This is a genomic window from Gimesia chilikensis, assembly GCF_007744075.1.
GTDB classification, from domain to species: domain Bacteria; phylum Planctomycetota; class Planctomycetia; order Planctomycetales; family Planctomycetaceae; genus Gimesia; species Gimesia chilikensis_A.
Genome location: NZ_CP036266.1, coordinates 5,842,711 through 5,856,615, shown reverse-complemented (window position 1 = coordinate 5,856,615; position 13,905 = coordinate 5,842,711). Strand labels below are relative to the sequence as shown.

General features: G+C 51.6%; 8 protein-coding genes. 3 read left to right on the top strand and 5 right to left on the bottom strand.

Annotated elements, in window-relative coordinates:
* Nucleotides 1-191 precede the first annotated feature (191 nt).
* Nucleotides 192-2,132 carry a translocase gene (locus HG66A1_RS22115; protein WP_145189125.1) on the top strand — a complete coding sequence of 647 codons (1,941 nt, stop codon included), beginning with the start codon at nt 192-194 and terminating at the stop codon, nt 2,130-2,132.
* A gap of 9 nt (nt 2,133-2,141) precedes the next feature.
* On the opposite strand, the gene HG66A1_RS22110 is transcribed toward HG66A1_RS22115, so the two are convergent.
* The 5 genes from HG66A1_RS22110 to HG66A1_RS22090 all read right to left on the bottom strand — a co-directional run bounded on the left by HG66A1_RS22110 (nt 2,142) and on the right by HG66A1_RS22090 (nt 8,399).
* Entirely contained in the window at nt 2,142-2,921 is a 780-nt protein-coding gene (locus tag HG66A1_RS22110) for an amidohydrolase family protein (RefSeq protein WP_145189122.1), read from the bottom strand.
* Nucleotides 2,918-3,769 carry an amidohydrolase family protein gene (locus HG66A1_RS22105; RefSeq protein ID WP_232106641.1) on the bottom strand — a complete coding sequence of 284 codons (852 nt, stop codon included), beginning with the start codon at nt 3,767-3,769 and terminating at the stop codon, nt 2,918-2,920. Before HG66A1_RS22105 ends, HG66A1_RS22110 begins: the two co-directional genes overlap by 4 nt.
* Nucleotides 3,711-4,982 carry a PmoA family protein gene (locus HG66A1_RS22100; protein ID WP_145189119.1) on the bottom strand — a complete coding sequence of 424 codons (1,272 nt, stop codon included), beginning with the start codon at nt 4,980-4,982 and terminating at the stop codon, nt 3,711-3,713. Before HG66A1_RS22100 ends, HG66A1_RS22105 begins: the two co-directional genes overlap by 59 nt.
* A 98-nt stretch (nt 4,983-5,080) precedes the next feature.
* The gene (locus HG66A1_RS22095) at nt 5,081-6,562 is read right to left on the bottom strand and encodes an alkaline phosphatase D family protein (protein WP_232106640.1); all 1,482 of its coding nucleotides are present in this window, start codon (nt 6,560-6,562) and stop codon (nt 5,081-5,083) included.
* 94 nt (nt 6,563-6,656) lie between these two features.
* On the bottom strand, nt 6,657-8,399 hold the full coding sequence (locus tag HG66A1_RS22090; protein WP_145189116.1) for a DUF11 domain-containing protein: 1,743 nt from the start codon (nt 8,397-8,399) through the stop codon (nt 6,657-6,659).
* Between the two features lie 308 nt (nt 8,400-8,707).
* Between HG66A1_RS22090 and HG66A1_RS22085 the strand changes: the two genes are divergently transcribed.
* Both HG66A1_RS22085 and HG66A1_RS22080 read left to right on the top strand, forming a co-directional pair.
* A complete protein-coding gene (locus HG66A1_RS22085; RefSeq protein ID WP_145189113.1) occupies nt 8,708-9,679 on the top strand; it encodes an amidohydrolase family protein in 972 nt (323 codons plus the stop codon).
* 1,031 nt (nt 9,680-10,710) lie between these two features.
* Complete coding sequence (locus tag HG66A1_RS22080) at nt 10,711-13,884, top strand: glycosyltransferase (RefSeq protein WP_145189110.1); 3,174 nt, start codon at nt 10,711-10,713, stop codon at nt 13,882-13,884.
* Nucleotides 13,885-13,905: the final 21 nt, after the last annotated feature.

The following is a 13,905-nucleotide window of genomic DNA, read 5'->3' as shown; positions in this document are numbered from 1 at the left end:
CTCTCTGTTGGGAATAGGAATCATGAGGCAGGCCCTCAGATTCTCTGAGTTTTCGCTTTGACATTCAGCGTTATCTTTCACGTCCAGAAGCGTCTTTCAGTTGAGTAACCATCGCCTTTACATGTGTTTCAGAGACCAACAGGCGGCTGACTGATACTCAGATTTGTGTTTCAAACATTCCGGGAGGCAACTTGAGCATCTCTTCGCACAGCTATCATTGGATGAAAACCGGATTTCGCCCTGCTAAATCCCGGCTCTCCCGCTGGCGCGCCCAGGCTAATCAGATTATTAAGCGTGGGGAAGCGTTGAAGACAGTGACTGATGACGAGCTCGAACGCTATTCTCTGGAATTGCGCTGGCGCGCCAAGTCGGGTGAGCCACTCAAGAGAATCATGCCCGAGGCGTATGCCCTGGTACGGGAATCGGCCTGGCGAACCCTGAAAATGGCCCATTTCCCTGTACAGCTAATGGGGGGAATCGCGCTCTTTGAAGGGGGCATCGCCGAGATGCAGACCGGGGAAGGAAAAACGCTGACAGCAGTGCTCCCCGCTTATTTGCGAGCGCTAATGGGCAAGGGCTGTCATGTGGTGACCGTCAACGATTACCTGGCGAAACGTGACTCAGAGCTGATGGGACCTGTTTTCAATAAACTCGGATTATCCGTTGGTTGTATCACCTCTGATATGGAAGACGAAGATCGACGCATTGCCTACGGTCTCGATGTCACCTACGGCACCGCCAATGAAATGGGCTTTGACTTTCTCAGGGATCGCATTCGCATTGGAGCCAGTGCCCCGGGGCAGTTAGAGCAGGCCATTTCTAATCACAAATCTTCGGGCAAGGAACCACTGGTTCAGCGGGGAAATTACTTCGCCCTGATTGACGAAGCAGACAGTGTGCTGATCGATGAAGCCCGGACACCGCTGATTATCGGTCTGATTCAGCCCAACGATGCGGCTTCCGTAAACCTCTTCCGCTGGAGCAACCGGGCCACGCATCAACTGGAATCTGAAGTCGATTACGTTTACGAGCCCAAAAAACGGTCTGCTTATCTGACTGATCAGGGTTGTCGCAAAGTATTGCTGATGCCCAAGCCTTCGCTGCTGGATTCGATCGACACCGAACGCATCTACAAACAGGTCGAACAGTCGCTGATCGCCCGCTTCGGCTTTCTGAAAGATCGCGATTACGTGGTCGTGAATGATGAAGTGGTCATCGTCGATGAATCTACGGGCCGTATGATGGAAGGCCGTAAATGGCAGGACGGGTTGCATCAGTCCATCGAAGCTCAGGAACATGTTCCAATTACCGCAGCCACAGGTCAGGCAGCGCGGATTACTGTGCAGAGCTTCTTCCAGAACTACGCCCACCTGGCTGGGATGACTGGAACCGCAGCCCTGGCAGAACGGGAGATTCGAAAAACCTACAAAGTCTCAGTGACATCGATCCCCACCCATCGCCCCTGTCTGCGGAAAGGAAGTCCTCCCCGCGTCTTCAAAACACTGCAGGCCAAGCGGATGGCGGTGGTCGAAGAAATCGAACGACTGCGTCAAAAACGTTGTTCCATTCTGGTCGGAACCCCCTCGGTGGAAGCCTCCGAAGAACTGGGAGATCTGCTGGCGATGAAGGCGATTCCGCATCAGATTCTGAATGCCAAGTATCACGAACAGGAAGCTGAGATCGTCAAAAAAGCGGGCGAACCTGCCCGCGTGACGATCGCCACCAACATGGCCGGGCGGGGGACCGACATCCTGCTCAAAGATATCGTTCGCGAAAATGGCGGTCTGCATGTGATCGCTACGGAAATGCATACCTCGGCCCGTATCGACCGTCAGTTAATCGGTCGTTCTGCTCGTCAAGGTGACCCTGGGCATTATCAGTTCTTCCTCTCTCTCGAGGATGAACTGCTCCGCTGTCTGGAATTGAACCAGCTGAATCAGATCATCCGTTCTGCGAAAGCCGATGAACGAGGCGAACTGTCACCCGGCTGGATTTCGTTTTTCAAGAAGACGCAGGACTTCCTCGAAAAGCTGCATCGCAAACAGCGGCGTGATATGCTCAAGCAGGAAAAGTTCCGTATCGAGATGTTTCATAAAATGGGCCTTGATCCCTACCTGGAATGGACCGAGTAAGCACAGATCTTATGATTGCTTCGGCACAAAACGCTCCTGTGCATTCTCCCAGATAATTATGGTTTCGATTTCCTGACCCAACTGAGATTCCCTCAGTTTATTCAGGCTCGATTCCAGATAGAAAAATGGATAGTAAGAACCAAACAGAATCTGCTGATACGGAACCTGTTTCATCAGCTTCTCGATCCCGCCCACTTCTTCCAGCATCGCGATCTCGATCGTCAGATTCGGGTTTTCCGTCAAGCGGGTCAGCTTCGCTCCTCGCAGTGACTTCATTCCATTCAAGATGGTGACTTGCAGCTGTTCATGCTGTTTCATCAGGCCCGGCAAGGCTTCAAAATTCACATCGGGCACGCGCACCAGCGGATGATGTGTCCGATCGTCTTCCATCCGCATGGCAATCTGGATGAACAGTCCACGCTCGGCTGCCTGGGCAAACAGCTTCTTCACGGCAGGATCACTGAGTTCGTATTCGTGATAATTCGGATGCAGCCGGATGCCGGGCATCTTCCACTTTTCGTGACAGGCGATGACATCCGCTTCCCAGCCTGGGAGACGCGGATTAATGCTGCCGACGGGAACCAGAATGCCTTCCCCTTTAGTCTGACACTCTGTAACCAGCCTTTGATTCACCGACATCAGATCTTTGTGGAGCAGCCCATCGAAACTGCCGGCCAGGGCCTGCTGAATCTGATTCTGTTTGAGTTTTCTGACCAGGGAAGCAGTATCATCATTGGGCAGACGGCGGAACGGCCACTGTGAGAGATAAACGTTGACGTCATAAATCATACTTTGATCCCCTTTTCATTCAAAATGGGGGTCAACAGTCGCTTGAGGTTACCACCCAGAATCAGTCGTTTAGACACTTCGGGAATATCAGCTCCCTGAACCTTTGCCAGTTGAGATGAAAAACTGCGGCCGCCGATATCGCTGCCATACAGCACGCGTTCCGCTCCCAAAGTGCGGACAGCCATCTCCGTCATGCCAGCGGTCGGATCGGAGCCACCAATTCCCGCGTAGAGATTCGGGCTGTTCTGAATCGCCCGTAGACCCAGTTCCCAGTCGCCGCCTGTGTGCCCGGCGATGATGGGGATCTCGGGATGTCGGGCTGCCATCAGGGCCAGGTCGCTGGGCGTTGATTCGCCTGTCAGGTTCCCACCGGTCTTAAACCAGGTATGCTGATAGATCAGGGCCTTGAGTTCCCCCGCGCGTTTGATAATCGGATCGATGGCAGGATCATTGCAGCGGGCAGCGACCCACAACTTAACACCGATCATCGGACCATTTTTCACGCAGCGGTCCAGTTCTTCCAGACTTTCATCCACATACTTGGCGTTCAGATAGACGAAGCCAAACGCCCGATCGTGCCAGTGGCTGATGGCTTGCATGACCTGATCGTTCTGCTCACGGAACTGTTTCGGCGTCGGATCGATCAGAAAGGGCCAGCCCATAAAAAAGACCAGGCGTTCTACGCCCATCCGGTCAGCATAGACCATCAACTGGGCGATACGTTCATCGACTGTTTTTCCATCCACCCCGGAGAGGTGGCAGTGCAGGTCCCAGATCATTGTGTTACTTTCATTTTTCAGTTTCGGTAGGAGCAGCCAGTTTCCATGCGACTTGGGGTGGGTGGGCATAGCTGTTCCAGAGTTGGTCAGTGTTTGAGAGCGCCGGACCATCGTGAACCAGAAATCGGTAGCGACTGATATTAGGCGTCCCCGGTTCTATTTTCCAGTCGCCGAGCACACTGGGGGTAAAAACCATGTAAGGCATCGAGGGATGAATGCGAACCGGCTCCGGGAAGCGAAAGTTCTGTGGGTGACTTAAAATCGTAAAGCCACTGAAGGATTCATCGGCTGTTTGCCGTCCGGAAATATCACACCACCGGGAGCGGTCGTGATTGCCGTTTTCGCGGGTTTTTCCATTCGATGTCAGGAAACGGCAGTTCTCTTTCGTCCAGCCCCGACCACCGCGGATCGCCATGCCGCCATAATGGTATTCGGGTAGGAGCAACGGGCTGTCAGATGCACAGCGTGCATTGGAGGTGATGTCGTACATCCAGTATTCCGGATTCGCTTCCAGCTGATTCCAGACACGAATGGTCCAGATCTCTTTCAAAGCGACTTTTTCAGCAGTTCCTGTCAGGTCGACAAATTCCTGTTCGACCTGTAATTCACCGAACACCGGACCTGACTGTTTTGACAGCAGTTTATGAAACCGTACACGCCCCTTATTACTCTTGATCTCCCAGAAATTGGTAGGGCGTCCCTCAAAAATACATTTGGTATACGCCAGAAACTGTCCACTCTGGTGAGCGTGGTCGGGAGGGAATTCATCCGAGACGACTTTGCCACCTGGGGTCACGATCGGATGAATATGAGCACTGCGGCCATACAGCGGATGCAGGTCTTTCGGCGCGGGAACGTGCTTGTAGTTGTAGGCCAGTACCTCATGCTGACCAATCATGATCTGGTAGGCCTTGCCGGTATCTTTGATCGTCACTTCGCGGGCCGCAGGTACCGCTCCCGTTTTCAGATCCAGCGTTTTTGTCTCACCGGCTGCCAGTGTGCCGGGATAAATCAACCAGAGTCGGCTCGGCTGCCCGTCCCGGGTTTCGATCTGAACCGGAATCTTTTCCTGCGAAGCGGGATCGATCAGATGCACCGGCTGAGTCATCGCTTGGGAATCAGACAGGTCCACGCTCACCGGTTGATTTTGCAGCGGAGTCTTCCCGGCTCTGATGCTGATCGTGCCGAGTGAACCATTCTCTGCAGAAACCGTTTCAATGTGACAGACCACGAGACTGGCGGTCAGAATCAGAAAACTTGCGAGGCGTAGGGCATGGTTCATATGTGCGACTCAATCAGTAAGGTGTCATTCCGGGAACGGACTTTATTTATGCTAGCTTTGGTGAATCACCGGATGCAAGGCAACTTCAACACTCTATGTCAGTGTTTCAGGGACTGCGTTTTATTGACCTGATGCAGCAGTTTACCCTGCTCGTCATAAAACAGAAACTGGAGCAGAGCTTTCGAATCTTCCTTCTCCGGTGTCACTTTGACATACAGAAAACCACCCGAAGCCGGATTCGAAGTGTATGGCTGCTTGACCAGGCCTTCCGGATCGGTCCCCTTTTTGTTTCCCGGGGCGACTCCCAGTCGCGAGTTGGCATCAACCAGAGCACCGGTGGAAAATTCTTCCACACCTGTCGGATGAATCGAATGGTACTGCCAGTGACGATCGCCGCACACGATGTAAAATCCGTTCTGGTCCAGCTTCTGCTCTTTAATCCACTGAAAGAACGAATCGCGTTCATGGCGGAATCCATTGATGTTGGTGTGGTTATCAATTTTTCCTTTCCCATCGGGGCCGATCATTGGCGTAGGAGAAATCAGCACCTTGAACGTCGCGTCTGAATTCTGCAGAGTCTCCTGCAGCCAGGCACGCTGTTTCTTCCCCCAGATCGTTTTCTCCGGACCATCTTTGTCGCGGTTGTTGCTGCGATAGTCTCGATTTTCAGTGAACCAGACCTGCAGCAGCTTGCCCATGCGATAGGTACGGTAAGTGATCGGATCACTCTCATCCGGATCCACGACTGGCACCTGTTCGCGAAAGGTTTCCAGTCCGAGTTCGACTCCCGGCTCACGCTTCTTCTTTGATAAGTCACAGTCGTTGTACCGAAAATCGTGGTCGTCCTTTTCCCAATAGGTCGGCACATTAGCAAACAGGTCGACATAACGAGGCTGCACGAACTGTTCGTGCCATTTCTTTCTCAGCTCGGCTGGGGTCCTGGCGGGATTGTCGTAAGGGTGATCGTAGTAGACGTTATCCCCGGTGCCTACGAAAAAGTCCGGTTTGAGCTTGAGGATGCTGGCCAGTGCCGGAAACCCCAGATCGCGATCTTTCCTCTTGTATGGGGGACGCCCGGCAAGACCTTTATAGAAGGCGCGATAATTCATTCCCGTCACGACCACGAAGGACATTTCAGCTACTGTCTCGGGAGCGGGAAGCGTCTCGAATGTATTGACGGGGCCCGTTTCGGTTTTGTTCTCTGTTGCACCAAACTGCAGGCGATAGTAATAACGGGTTCCCGGTTGGAGTCCTGTGACTTTTGTTTTCAGGATAAAGTCAGATTCGGGTTTGGCCGTCAGCCAGTCCGTATAACGCGATTTGGCGAAACTCCTGTCCGTCGAGATTTCAAAACGCCCCACACCCGCTCTGCCGGGAACATCGCCCGTTTCGTCCAGTTCAGGAGCCGTCAGTCGAGACTGGAGTATAACGGAACCGGTATCGACCTCTCCTGCCATCTCTCCCTGTTTACGATCCAGCTGCTGTCCGTATGCGGAAGTGCTTTGGTGATCATTCACCAGAAATACGAGCAGGCCAAGTAGAAACAGGCGTGGCGACATTACGGTGAGGCAGGCAGACATGGTGAGTTCTCCACTGATTCCAGGGTTACATTCCTATGCTGGGTTCAGCGTTGATAGTAACCGAAGTCGGGAGAGCCATTCAACTCTGCGTTGTTCAGGGGGTCATCCAGGGAACAGGCAGATAATAGACAGGCGGCTGACAGGGGCAGTTGGGAGCCGTTACAGGAGCTGGCTGTGCTGGCGTGGGAGGAGTTGGCTTCGCGGGAGCAGCCGGTTGCTGTGGTGTTGCAGGTTTGGCCTCTGGTTGAGCCGGTTGAGGAGCGGGAGCACTGACTTCCTGCTGCAAAGCGGCTTCTTCCAGTGAGCGCCCCTGCAGGACGAGTACGGCCTGCGAGGTGACCTGTCCAGTCTTCACTGCTTTCACCCGGGCACGCAACCGTCGAGATTCATTTCCTGCCAGTTGATCAATTTTGAAAGTCAACTGACGTCCCTGGTCGTGCGTGAGCCCTTCAGGAAGATCCAGATTCAGACTCACATCCGCCTGGGACTGCTGTCCCTCATTCGTTATCACAAAGTCCATCGCGAATACTTCACCAGCGGTGACCGCTTCGGGACCATTAACCTGTAGAGCCAGTTCAGGGGCGGTAATTTCGGTGGCCGAAGTCACATTCGAGGCCAGGCGGATCGCAGAACTGGTCTGTACCTGACCTTCCTGATTCGGAAAGACTTTAACCTGTAGTTCCCGTTCTTCACCGGCATCCAGTTGCGCCAGTTTCCAGGTGACCAGATTCTGATTGACCTCAGCCGGCGGTGAAAGATCCACCAGACTTGTTGTAGGGGAGATCGTCTCTTCTACCTGCACATCATAGACGGGTGAGCTGCCTCCATTCTTAACCAGAATGGAATAAGTCAACAGTTTTTGAGAAGACCCTTCCTGGGGAGCCTGCTTGCGGATTTCGATTTCTAGCTCTTCCTGTTGTCGCGGTGCCGACACTCGAGTGAGGTGATCCAGTCGGCTCCGTTCCTGCGGTTGCTCGCGTCCCACCTGCACATGTTCTCCTCCTGGAAAACGCTCATGGTACAAGGTGGGGCGAATGGCTGGCTCGGACTGTTGATCCGCCCGGACGAGATCGATGCGCTGCCAGCTTCGATCAAACAGCAGTCGGTCGCCTGGTTCCAGTTGTTGTGGATCCGCTATCGCCGTTGGGTTCGCTTCTACCAGAAATGGTTCGTCAATCGCAGGATCGAGCATCTCTCGTTCGATGATCTGAATTCGTTGTACATTCATCGCCAGTTCAGGCGCAGCCGCTGCAGGCTCGGGAGGGATGTTGAAATCGGGCAGCGTAAATTCCGGCATTCTTTCCCGGGGTGCAGCGTGTTCTACCAGAGTGTTTGGCAATTCTCCAAAAGAGACCAGCAGCGGTTCACTCTCCATCAACTCCACGGGCAAAGCGGCGTCCGGTTCGACTTCGAGACGTGTATCAATGGGCTCCGAGTCAAAGTCCTGGTAAGTGACCGTCGGTTCCAGAATAAAGGGAATTTCGGCTTCAGGAGCTGCGGCCACCGGTTCTTTCGAAGGCGCGGGCATCGATAGGAAGAGCAGGGTGGTCAGAACCAATGCCACGATACCCAGGGCTGAAGCCACTGACCATTCCGGGTTGCTGTCGTATAACGACTTGGCTTTCTGCAGCCAGATTGGAGCAAAATCTTCGAACTTCAGAGAGAGGTCGTATTCGTCGGCATCGTCGTCGATTTCCTGTGAATACCAGTCCGCTTCCTGGGCAGAATCATCGCTGAGATCACTGTATTCCCCACTGTCGACCGCTTCCGTTTCCGCTTCAGACGTGAGTTCCTCACGCTGATTCCATTTCGAATTACGGTTTTCCGGCTGGGGCATCACAATCTCAGGTCCGTTGAATTTGCACGTTGCCAACCCTGGCAACAGGCTCCCATAAGATGCATAGTAAGATAGACAGTGCGTGAAAGTTAGCAAAAAGAACCCTCTATGGGAAGTGCGTTTCCTGATTCGGCCCTTCAGAGCGACTGTCTGTGAAAATAGATAAGTCATGCTGGGCTCGTTGTTCAAACGTGAGCCTTGGAGATTCGCTCCTCCGCATGAATTCTGACTGGCCAGCGGTCCGAGTTCTGGTATGCTGTAAAGAACGGCGTACAGACATCCAGTTTCACCAGCCTCGAGGTACCCCCATGCAATCCATGAATCGTCGTCACTTCCTGAAATCGGCTTCTGCAGGCCTTGTCGCAGCTCAGACTACTCTGAGCTGGGCTGCTGCGGAGAAAACACAGGAATTACTGCCTCAGAAGGTTGTCGATACGCACACCCACTTCTACGATCCCAGCCGTCCCGAGGGCGTTCCCTGGCCCCCAAAGAATTCATCGCTCTACCGGACCGTCCTTCCTGAAGACTTCGTGGCGCTGAAGAAGTACCAGCCGGTCAATGCGACAGTCGTTGTGGAGGCCAGTAAACTGGTCGAAGACAACCAGTGGATTCTTGATGTCGCAAAAGACAACCCGGTGATTATCGGCTTCGTCGGTCGTCTGACTCCCGGCGATCCCCAGTTTCGTCAGCAACTGAAACGGTTCGCTAAAAACCCGATCTACAAAGGCATCCGCGTGAATCATAACCTGGTCGAACCAGGACTCTCCCAACCCCGCTTCATCGACGATCTGAAATTCATGGCCGACAAGGGCCTGCAGGTCGATCTCAACGGTGGACCGGTGACTCTGGATGCAGCCCGCAAGGTTGCCCAACAGGTTCCCGACCTGCGTATCGTTGTTGATCATATCGGCAACGTCGTGATCAAAGGCGACGAAATTGATCCCGAATGGCGGCGTTACATGGAAGCACTGACCGATCAGAAGCAGGTCTTCATCAAGGTCTCTGCCCTGGTGGAAGGCGCCTCTCGTCATCGTCCCAATGATGTCCCCTCAGATGTGGACTATTACCGCCCGACGCTGGATGTCATCTGGAACCAGATTGGTGTCGACCGCATGATCTTCGGCAGTAACTGGCCCGTTTCAGAGCGGGCCGCCGACTATGTAACGCTACAGAAAATTCTGGTCGATTATCTGCAGGACAAAGGGCAGGCAGCCCTCGATAAAGTCTTCTGGCAGAACTCCAAAGTCGCCTATCGCTGGGATAAATATCCGGGGGAATAAAGTTAACTCAGGCGGATTTGCTGCTCTTGAAAACTTCAGACTATCGGGCTCATTCGCATCGCTTATCTGCTGTCACAAACATGGATGCATGTCTTCAAAATTTCGTGCCTTTCGTGGTAGTAAAAAATGATCGCTCGTGCACTCAATTTTCAGCTGAACAGACTGATCTTGAACCCCCCTCTCCGAATCGTATTGTTGTGCAATTGTGCTTCGCGCGCGAGGCGGATGATGCGTGCACTGGAATCTGTCGAACCTGTTCGTCAGCAGCACCTGAATCGACGTCGATTTTTCCCGTTTTTCACTGGAACAACAGGCATACCTTCCCATTGTCTCCCTGATTTTCAAATCATTTCGCAGCATATTCGGAGCATAATCAACTCACCTGACCGTAGCTTCAGCCTGGTTTCAAAACCATTGAAGAGCTTCTGCCCTTGACCCGTGCGCGCCCCTGAAGAAGATCTGCTATCGTAAAAACCGAATCTCCAGCAGATCAATCCTCTGAAATCCGAATCATCTTTCCTGTCTCTGGGAGGGGATAGATTGATCTTCTGAAGTTATTTTTTGAGGCAAGTGGAGAGGCTTTCCAGATTTTACAGCCGATGACTCAGGGGAGAAAGAACAGGTTAATGAATGCATCAGACAGGAATGTTCGCATTTGTGCATAGGTTGGTTTCCTCAAAAGACAACAGCCTCATCCCCTGAAAGGGAATCGAGTATTCACCATTTGCCTAAGAAGCACCAGAGAAATAATTTGTATTGACTGGAAATGCTCTTGATAATAAATTTACAAATCTATCCTAATGTATATGCATGTTTTCGCTGATCGTGAGAATCAGCCATAGGTTTCACGCACAATTTTATCAATTAGCTTGCATGCAGGTTCAGGATCTTGGGCTTTACGTATTTTGATGTTTAGTCTATAAGCTCTCCTCGAACCTCTCAGACTCCTCTCTGCCCACCCCGGGCATTCAAATCACATCTCAAATACCACTACCATACGGGCCTTTCAAAGTCGCTCTCGATTTAGAAATATGGAATGGATTCCAGTGTCATCATCTCAAAACAGACTTAATGTCTTTCCGCCAGATCCAGATCATAGGTCATATCCTGTTGAACTCAGCGTTGTTATTCCAACCTACAACAGGGCAGATCGACTTAGGGATTTACTCGATTGCTGGCTGAAAGTAGACGCTGCGACCACTGTCGATTATGAAGTGATATTTTGTGATGATGGTTCCGAAGATGAAACCATAAAGATCCTCAAGTCATATCAAAACCGGTTGCCAATGCAGATTCTGGCCAATCCGCATGCAGGTCCTTCAGAAGCGAGAAACAGCGGGGTTGAGGCAGCCAGGGGGCGACGACTGCTCTTCCTCGGCGATGACATCTATCCGGGAACTGACCTGTTAAATCTACATGTCAAACTGGGAAAAGAATTCGGAGATCATGTTGCCATTCAGGGGCGAGTCGATTGGCATCCCGATCAGAAACAGAATCATCTTCTCACTCATATTACTGAGATCGGGCACGAACAGTTTTGTTTTGATCAGATGCCCGAAAACAGTTTCGTCGACTATACCCACTTCTATACGTGCAACGTCAGCGTTTCCAGCAATTTGCTGTCATTGGAACCGATTAAGTTTGATACGCGGTTTTACAAAGTTAATTTTGAAGACATTGAACTGGCTTATCGGCTGTCTTCGCATGGAATGCAGGTTTTCTATGCACCGGCAGCACACGCCTTGCATTTTCATGAATATGACGTCGAAGGATTTTGTCATCGACAGGAAACTGCAGGAGAAATGGCTTATGTCTTTGGGGTACTGCATACAGAATGGCACCGATGGCTAGGCATCGATTGTTACGTCGATCAGTACCATAATTATCTGCAAAATCATGGAGTGCAAACACAGCCTCATCGACAGTTACCCCTGGTCTATCATTGTTGTCACGAACTGGAAGCAAAGCTGAAAAATCATCCCGATGATGACAGGCTGAAAAAAATTCTGTCTCTGGTTTATCTCCAGCTGTTCAAATTCAAATTCATTGCAGGTTACCTGACCCAGGCGGAAGCCTACGACAAATATAGCGTTGAACACTTTCTGTATGACCTCTGTTTCGGTCATGACTATTACGATGGCCTCGAAAGTCTGGTTCTGGATCAGTTGAGAGATGAAAACGAACTGACGAACGGAACTCTGCTGGTCCAATATTATCGCCGTCTGCTGAATTTCAGATGGAATCGAGACGATATCAGGCTGGCCAACGAACTGATCAGTGACTCACTGCCGATTGAGTTACGTAGCTGGATGGTACGTCCCGGTTTGAAAAGACTCGCTAAAAAGAAAACCAGGGCTTATTTAAAACAGAAACTGAAAATGCCGAAAACGTGGCAACGGACGCGAAATCTAAATCAGGGGACCCAGGAACCACTCCCTCCTGAGCAGGAAGAAGATGATGCGAAAGACGATCCCCTGGCGGTACTCCCTGTCGTCAGCGGCCTTCCGCGCGTTGCGATCTTGTCCCCAGGGACCATCTCGCTTGAGTCGATTCAGGCCTGCCAGAAAGAGCTCGGATCTTCCGTTCTGTTTCTGATGCCAGCCGATGACGGCTTTGAATATCAACTGGAAGGTGCCACGGGATTCACTACTGATTTAGACTCTGTCCATTTTGATTATGTTCTGCAGGTTCAAAATGAGTCAGAGCTGCCTTTGATCTTTCACATCAAGAATGTGTTGATCTCACTGGCATGCTCACAGGCTGATTATGCTCTCATTTCTTATTCGTATGAGCAGGGGCCAACGGTTGGTGTGCAAAATCTCGCGGCGCAGTTATTTTTCAAACGCAATCTTTATTTCTCCCAGGATTCACTAGTGGTGGAGAAGGGGCGTTTGCTGCGACTATTGCCCGCTCCAGAGGGAGTACGGGAATTCTCTCTCGAAGAGCTGTTTGCCACTGGTTCAGAACACCTGCAGGCGGTCAATCCAAATCTGAAATTAAGCTTTGGTCAGCACACACCTGATCCGCCAGGCGTGTTTGATCTGCATCATCTGCACGCACCCGATAATAAACCTGTCGTCTTCGTGTTTCCCATCATTATGGCTGTCGGCGGGGCAGAACGTAACATCATTGCAGTGATGCAGGAACTCCAGGCGAAATATCATTTCGTCGTGATTACGTTCGATCCCCACACGTCACGTGGCGGAAGTCTGCATCATCAGGTTCAGCAGTTTACAGACGATATTTATGACTTCGCAGAAATTGCCCAGGTGGATGATTACCTGGATCTGTTACAGGCATTTAAGCGTCAATTTGATCCGAAACTCCTCCTCGTTACGAATGGATCTAACTGGTTTGTTTCCAACAGTCGGAAGATTCGCCAGATTTTTCAGGATGTGCCGATAGTCGATCACCAGGTCTACGATCAGCAGGCGGGCTGGATTCAACACTATACGGACCCGGGGATTCAGAGCTTCGACCGCTTTGTCGCCATCAACCGGAAAATTGAATCGGTGATGCAGACTGAGAAAGGAATTTCACAGGAGCGGATCAGGCATATTTACCATGCAGTCGATACTGCCCGCATTCGTGAGTTCAAGCGTTCGAAATTTGATGCCGCCACAGTTTGCCAGAAGTATGGCCTGCCTGCAGACGTTGATAAGTATATTCACATCGCACGCCAGACCTATCAGAAACGCCCACTCGCTTTTCTGGAAATGGTCAGGTCACTCCGGGACGCTGGTCGGCCCGAATGTTTTATCATGGTGGGTGATGGCGACCTGAAAGGTGAAGTCGACGCGTATATCAACACCCATCAGCTTCGGAATGTAATTCAGATTTCCTTTGTGAATAATCCCCTGGAATTGATTGCCGTCTCAAAAGGAATGATCTTCACTTCCGCTTTTGAAGGCCTGCCGGTTGCTATGCTGGAAGCGCTTACCCTGGGAGTGCCGATCTTATCAACCGATGTGGGGGATATCAAAGTCGTTCTGGATGAGTATCAGGCCGGATTTACGTTCCCCGTCGAATTTAGTGTGCGGGAAGCGGTCTGGTATTTTCATCAGTTCCTGGCACAACGAGATAAGTATGCAGCCAGTCTCAGTCAGGTTAAGGATCAGATCATCGATCGGTTCAGCGCAGAGACCGTCTCTTTACAGTACGACGATCTCTTCCAGGATTCTATCCAGCTGAAACGAGCGGCTTGACGTTTAGTCTTCATACCACAC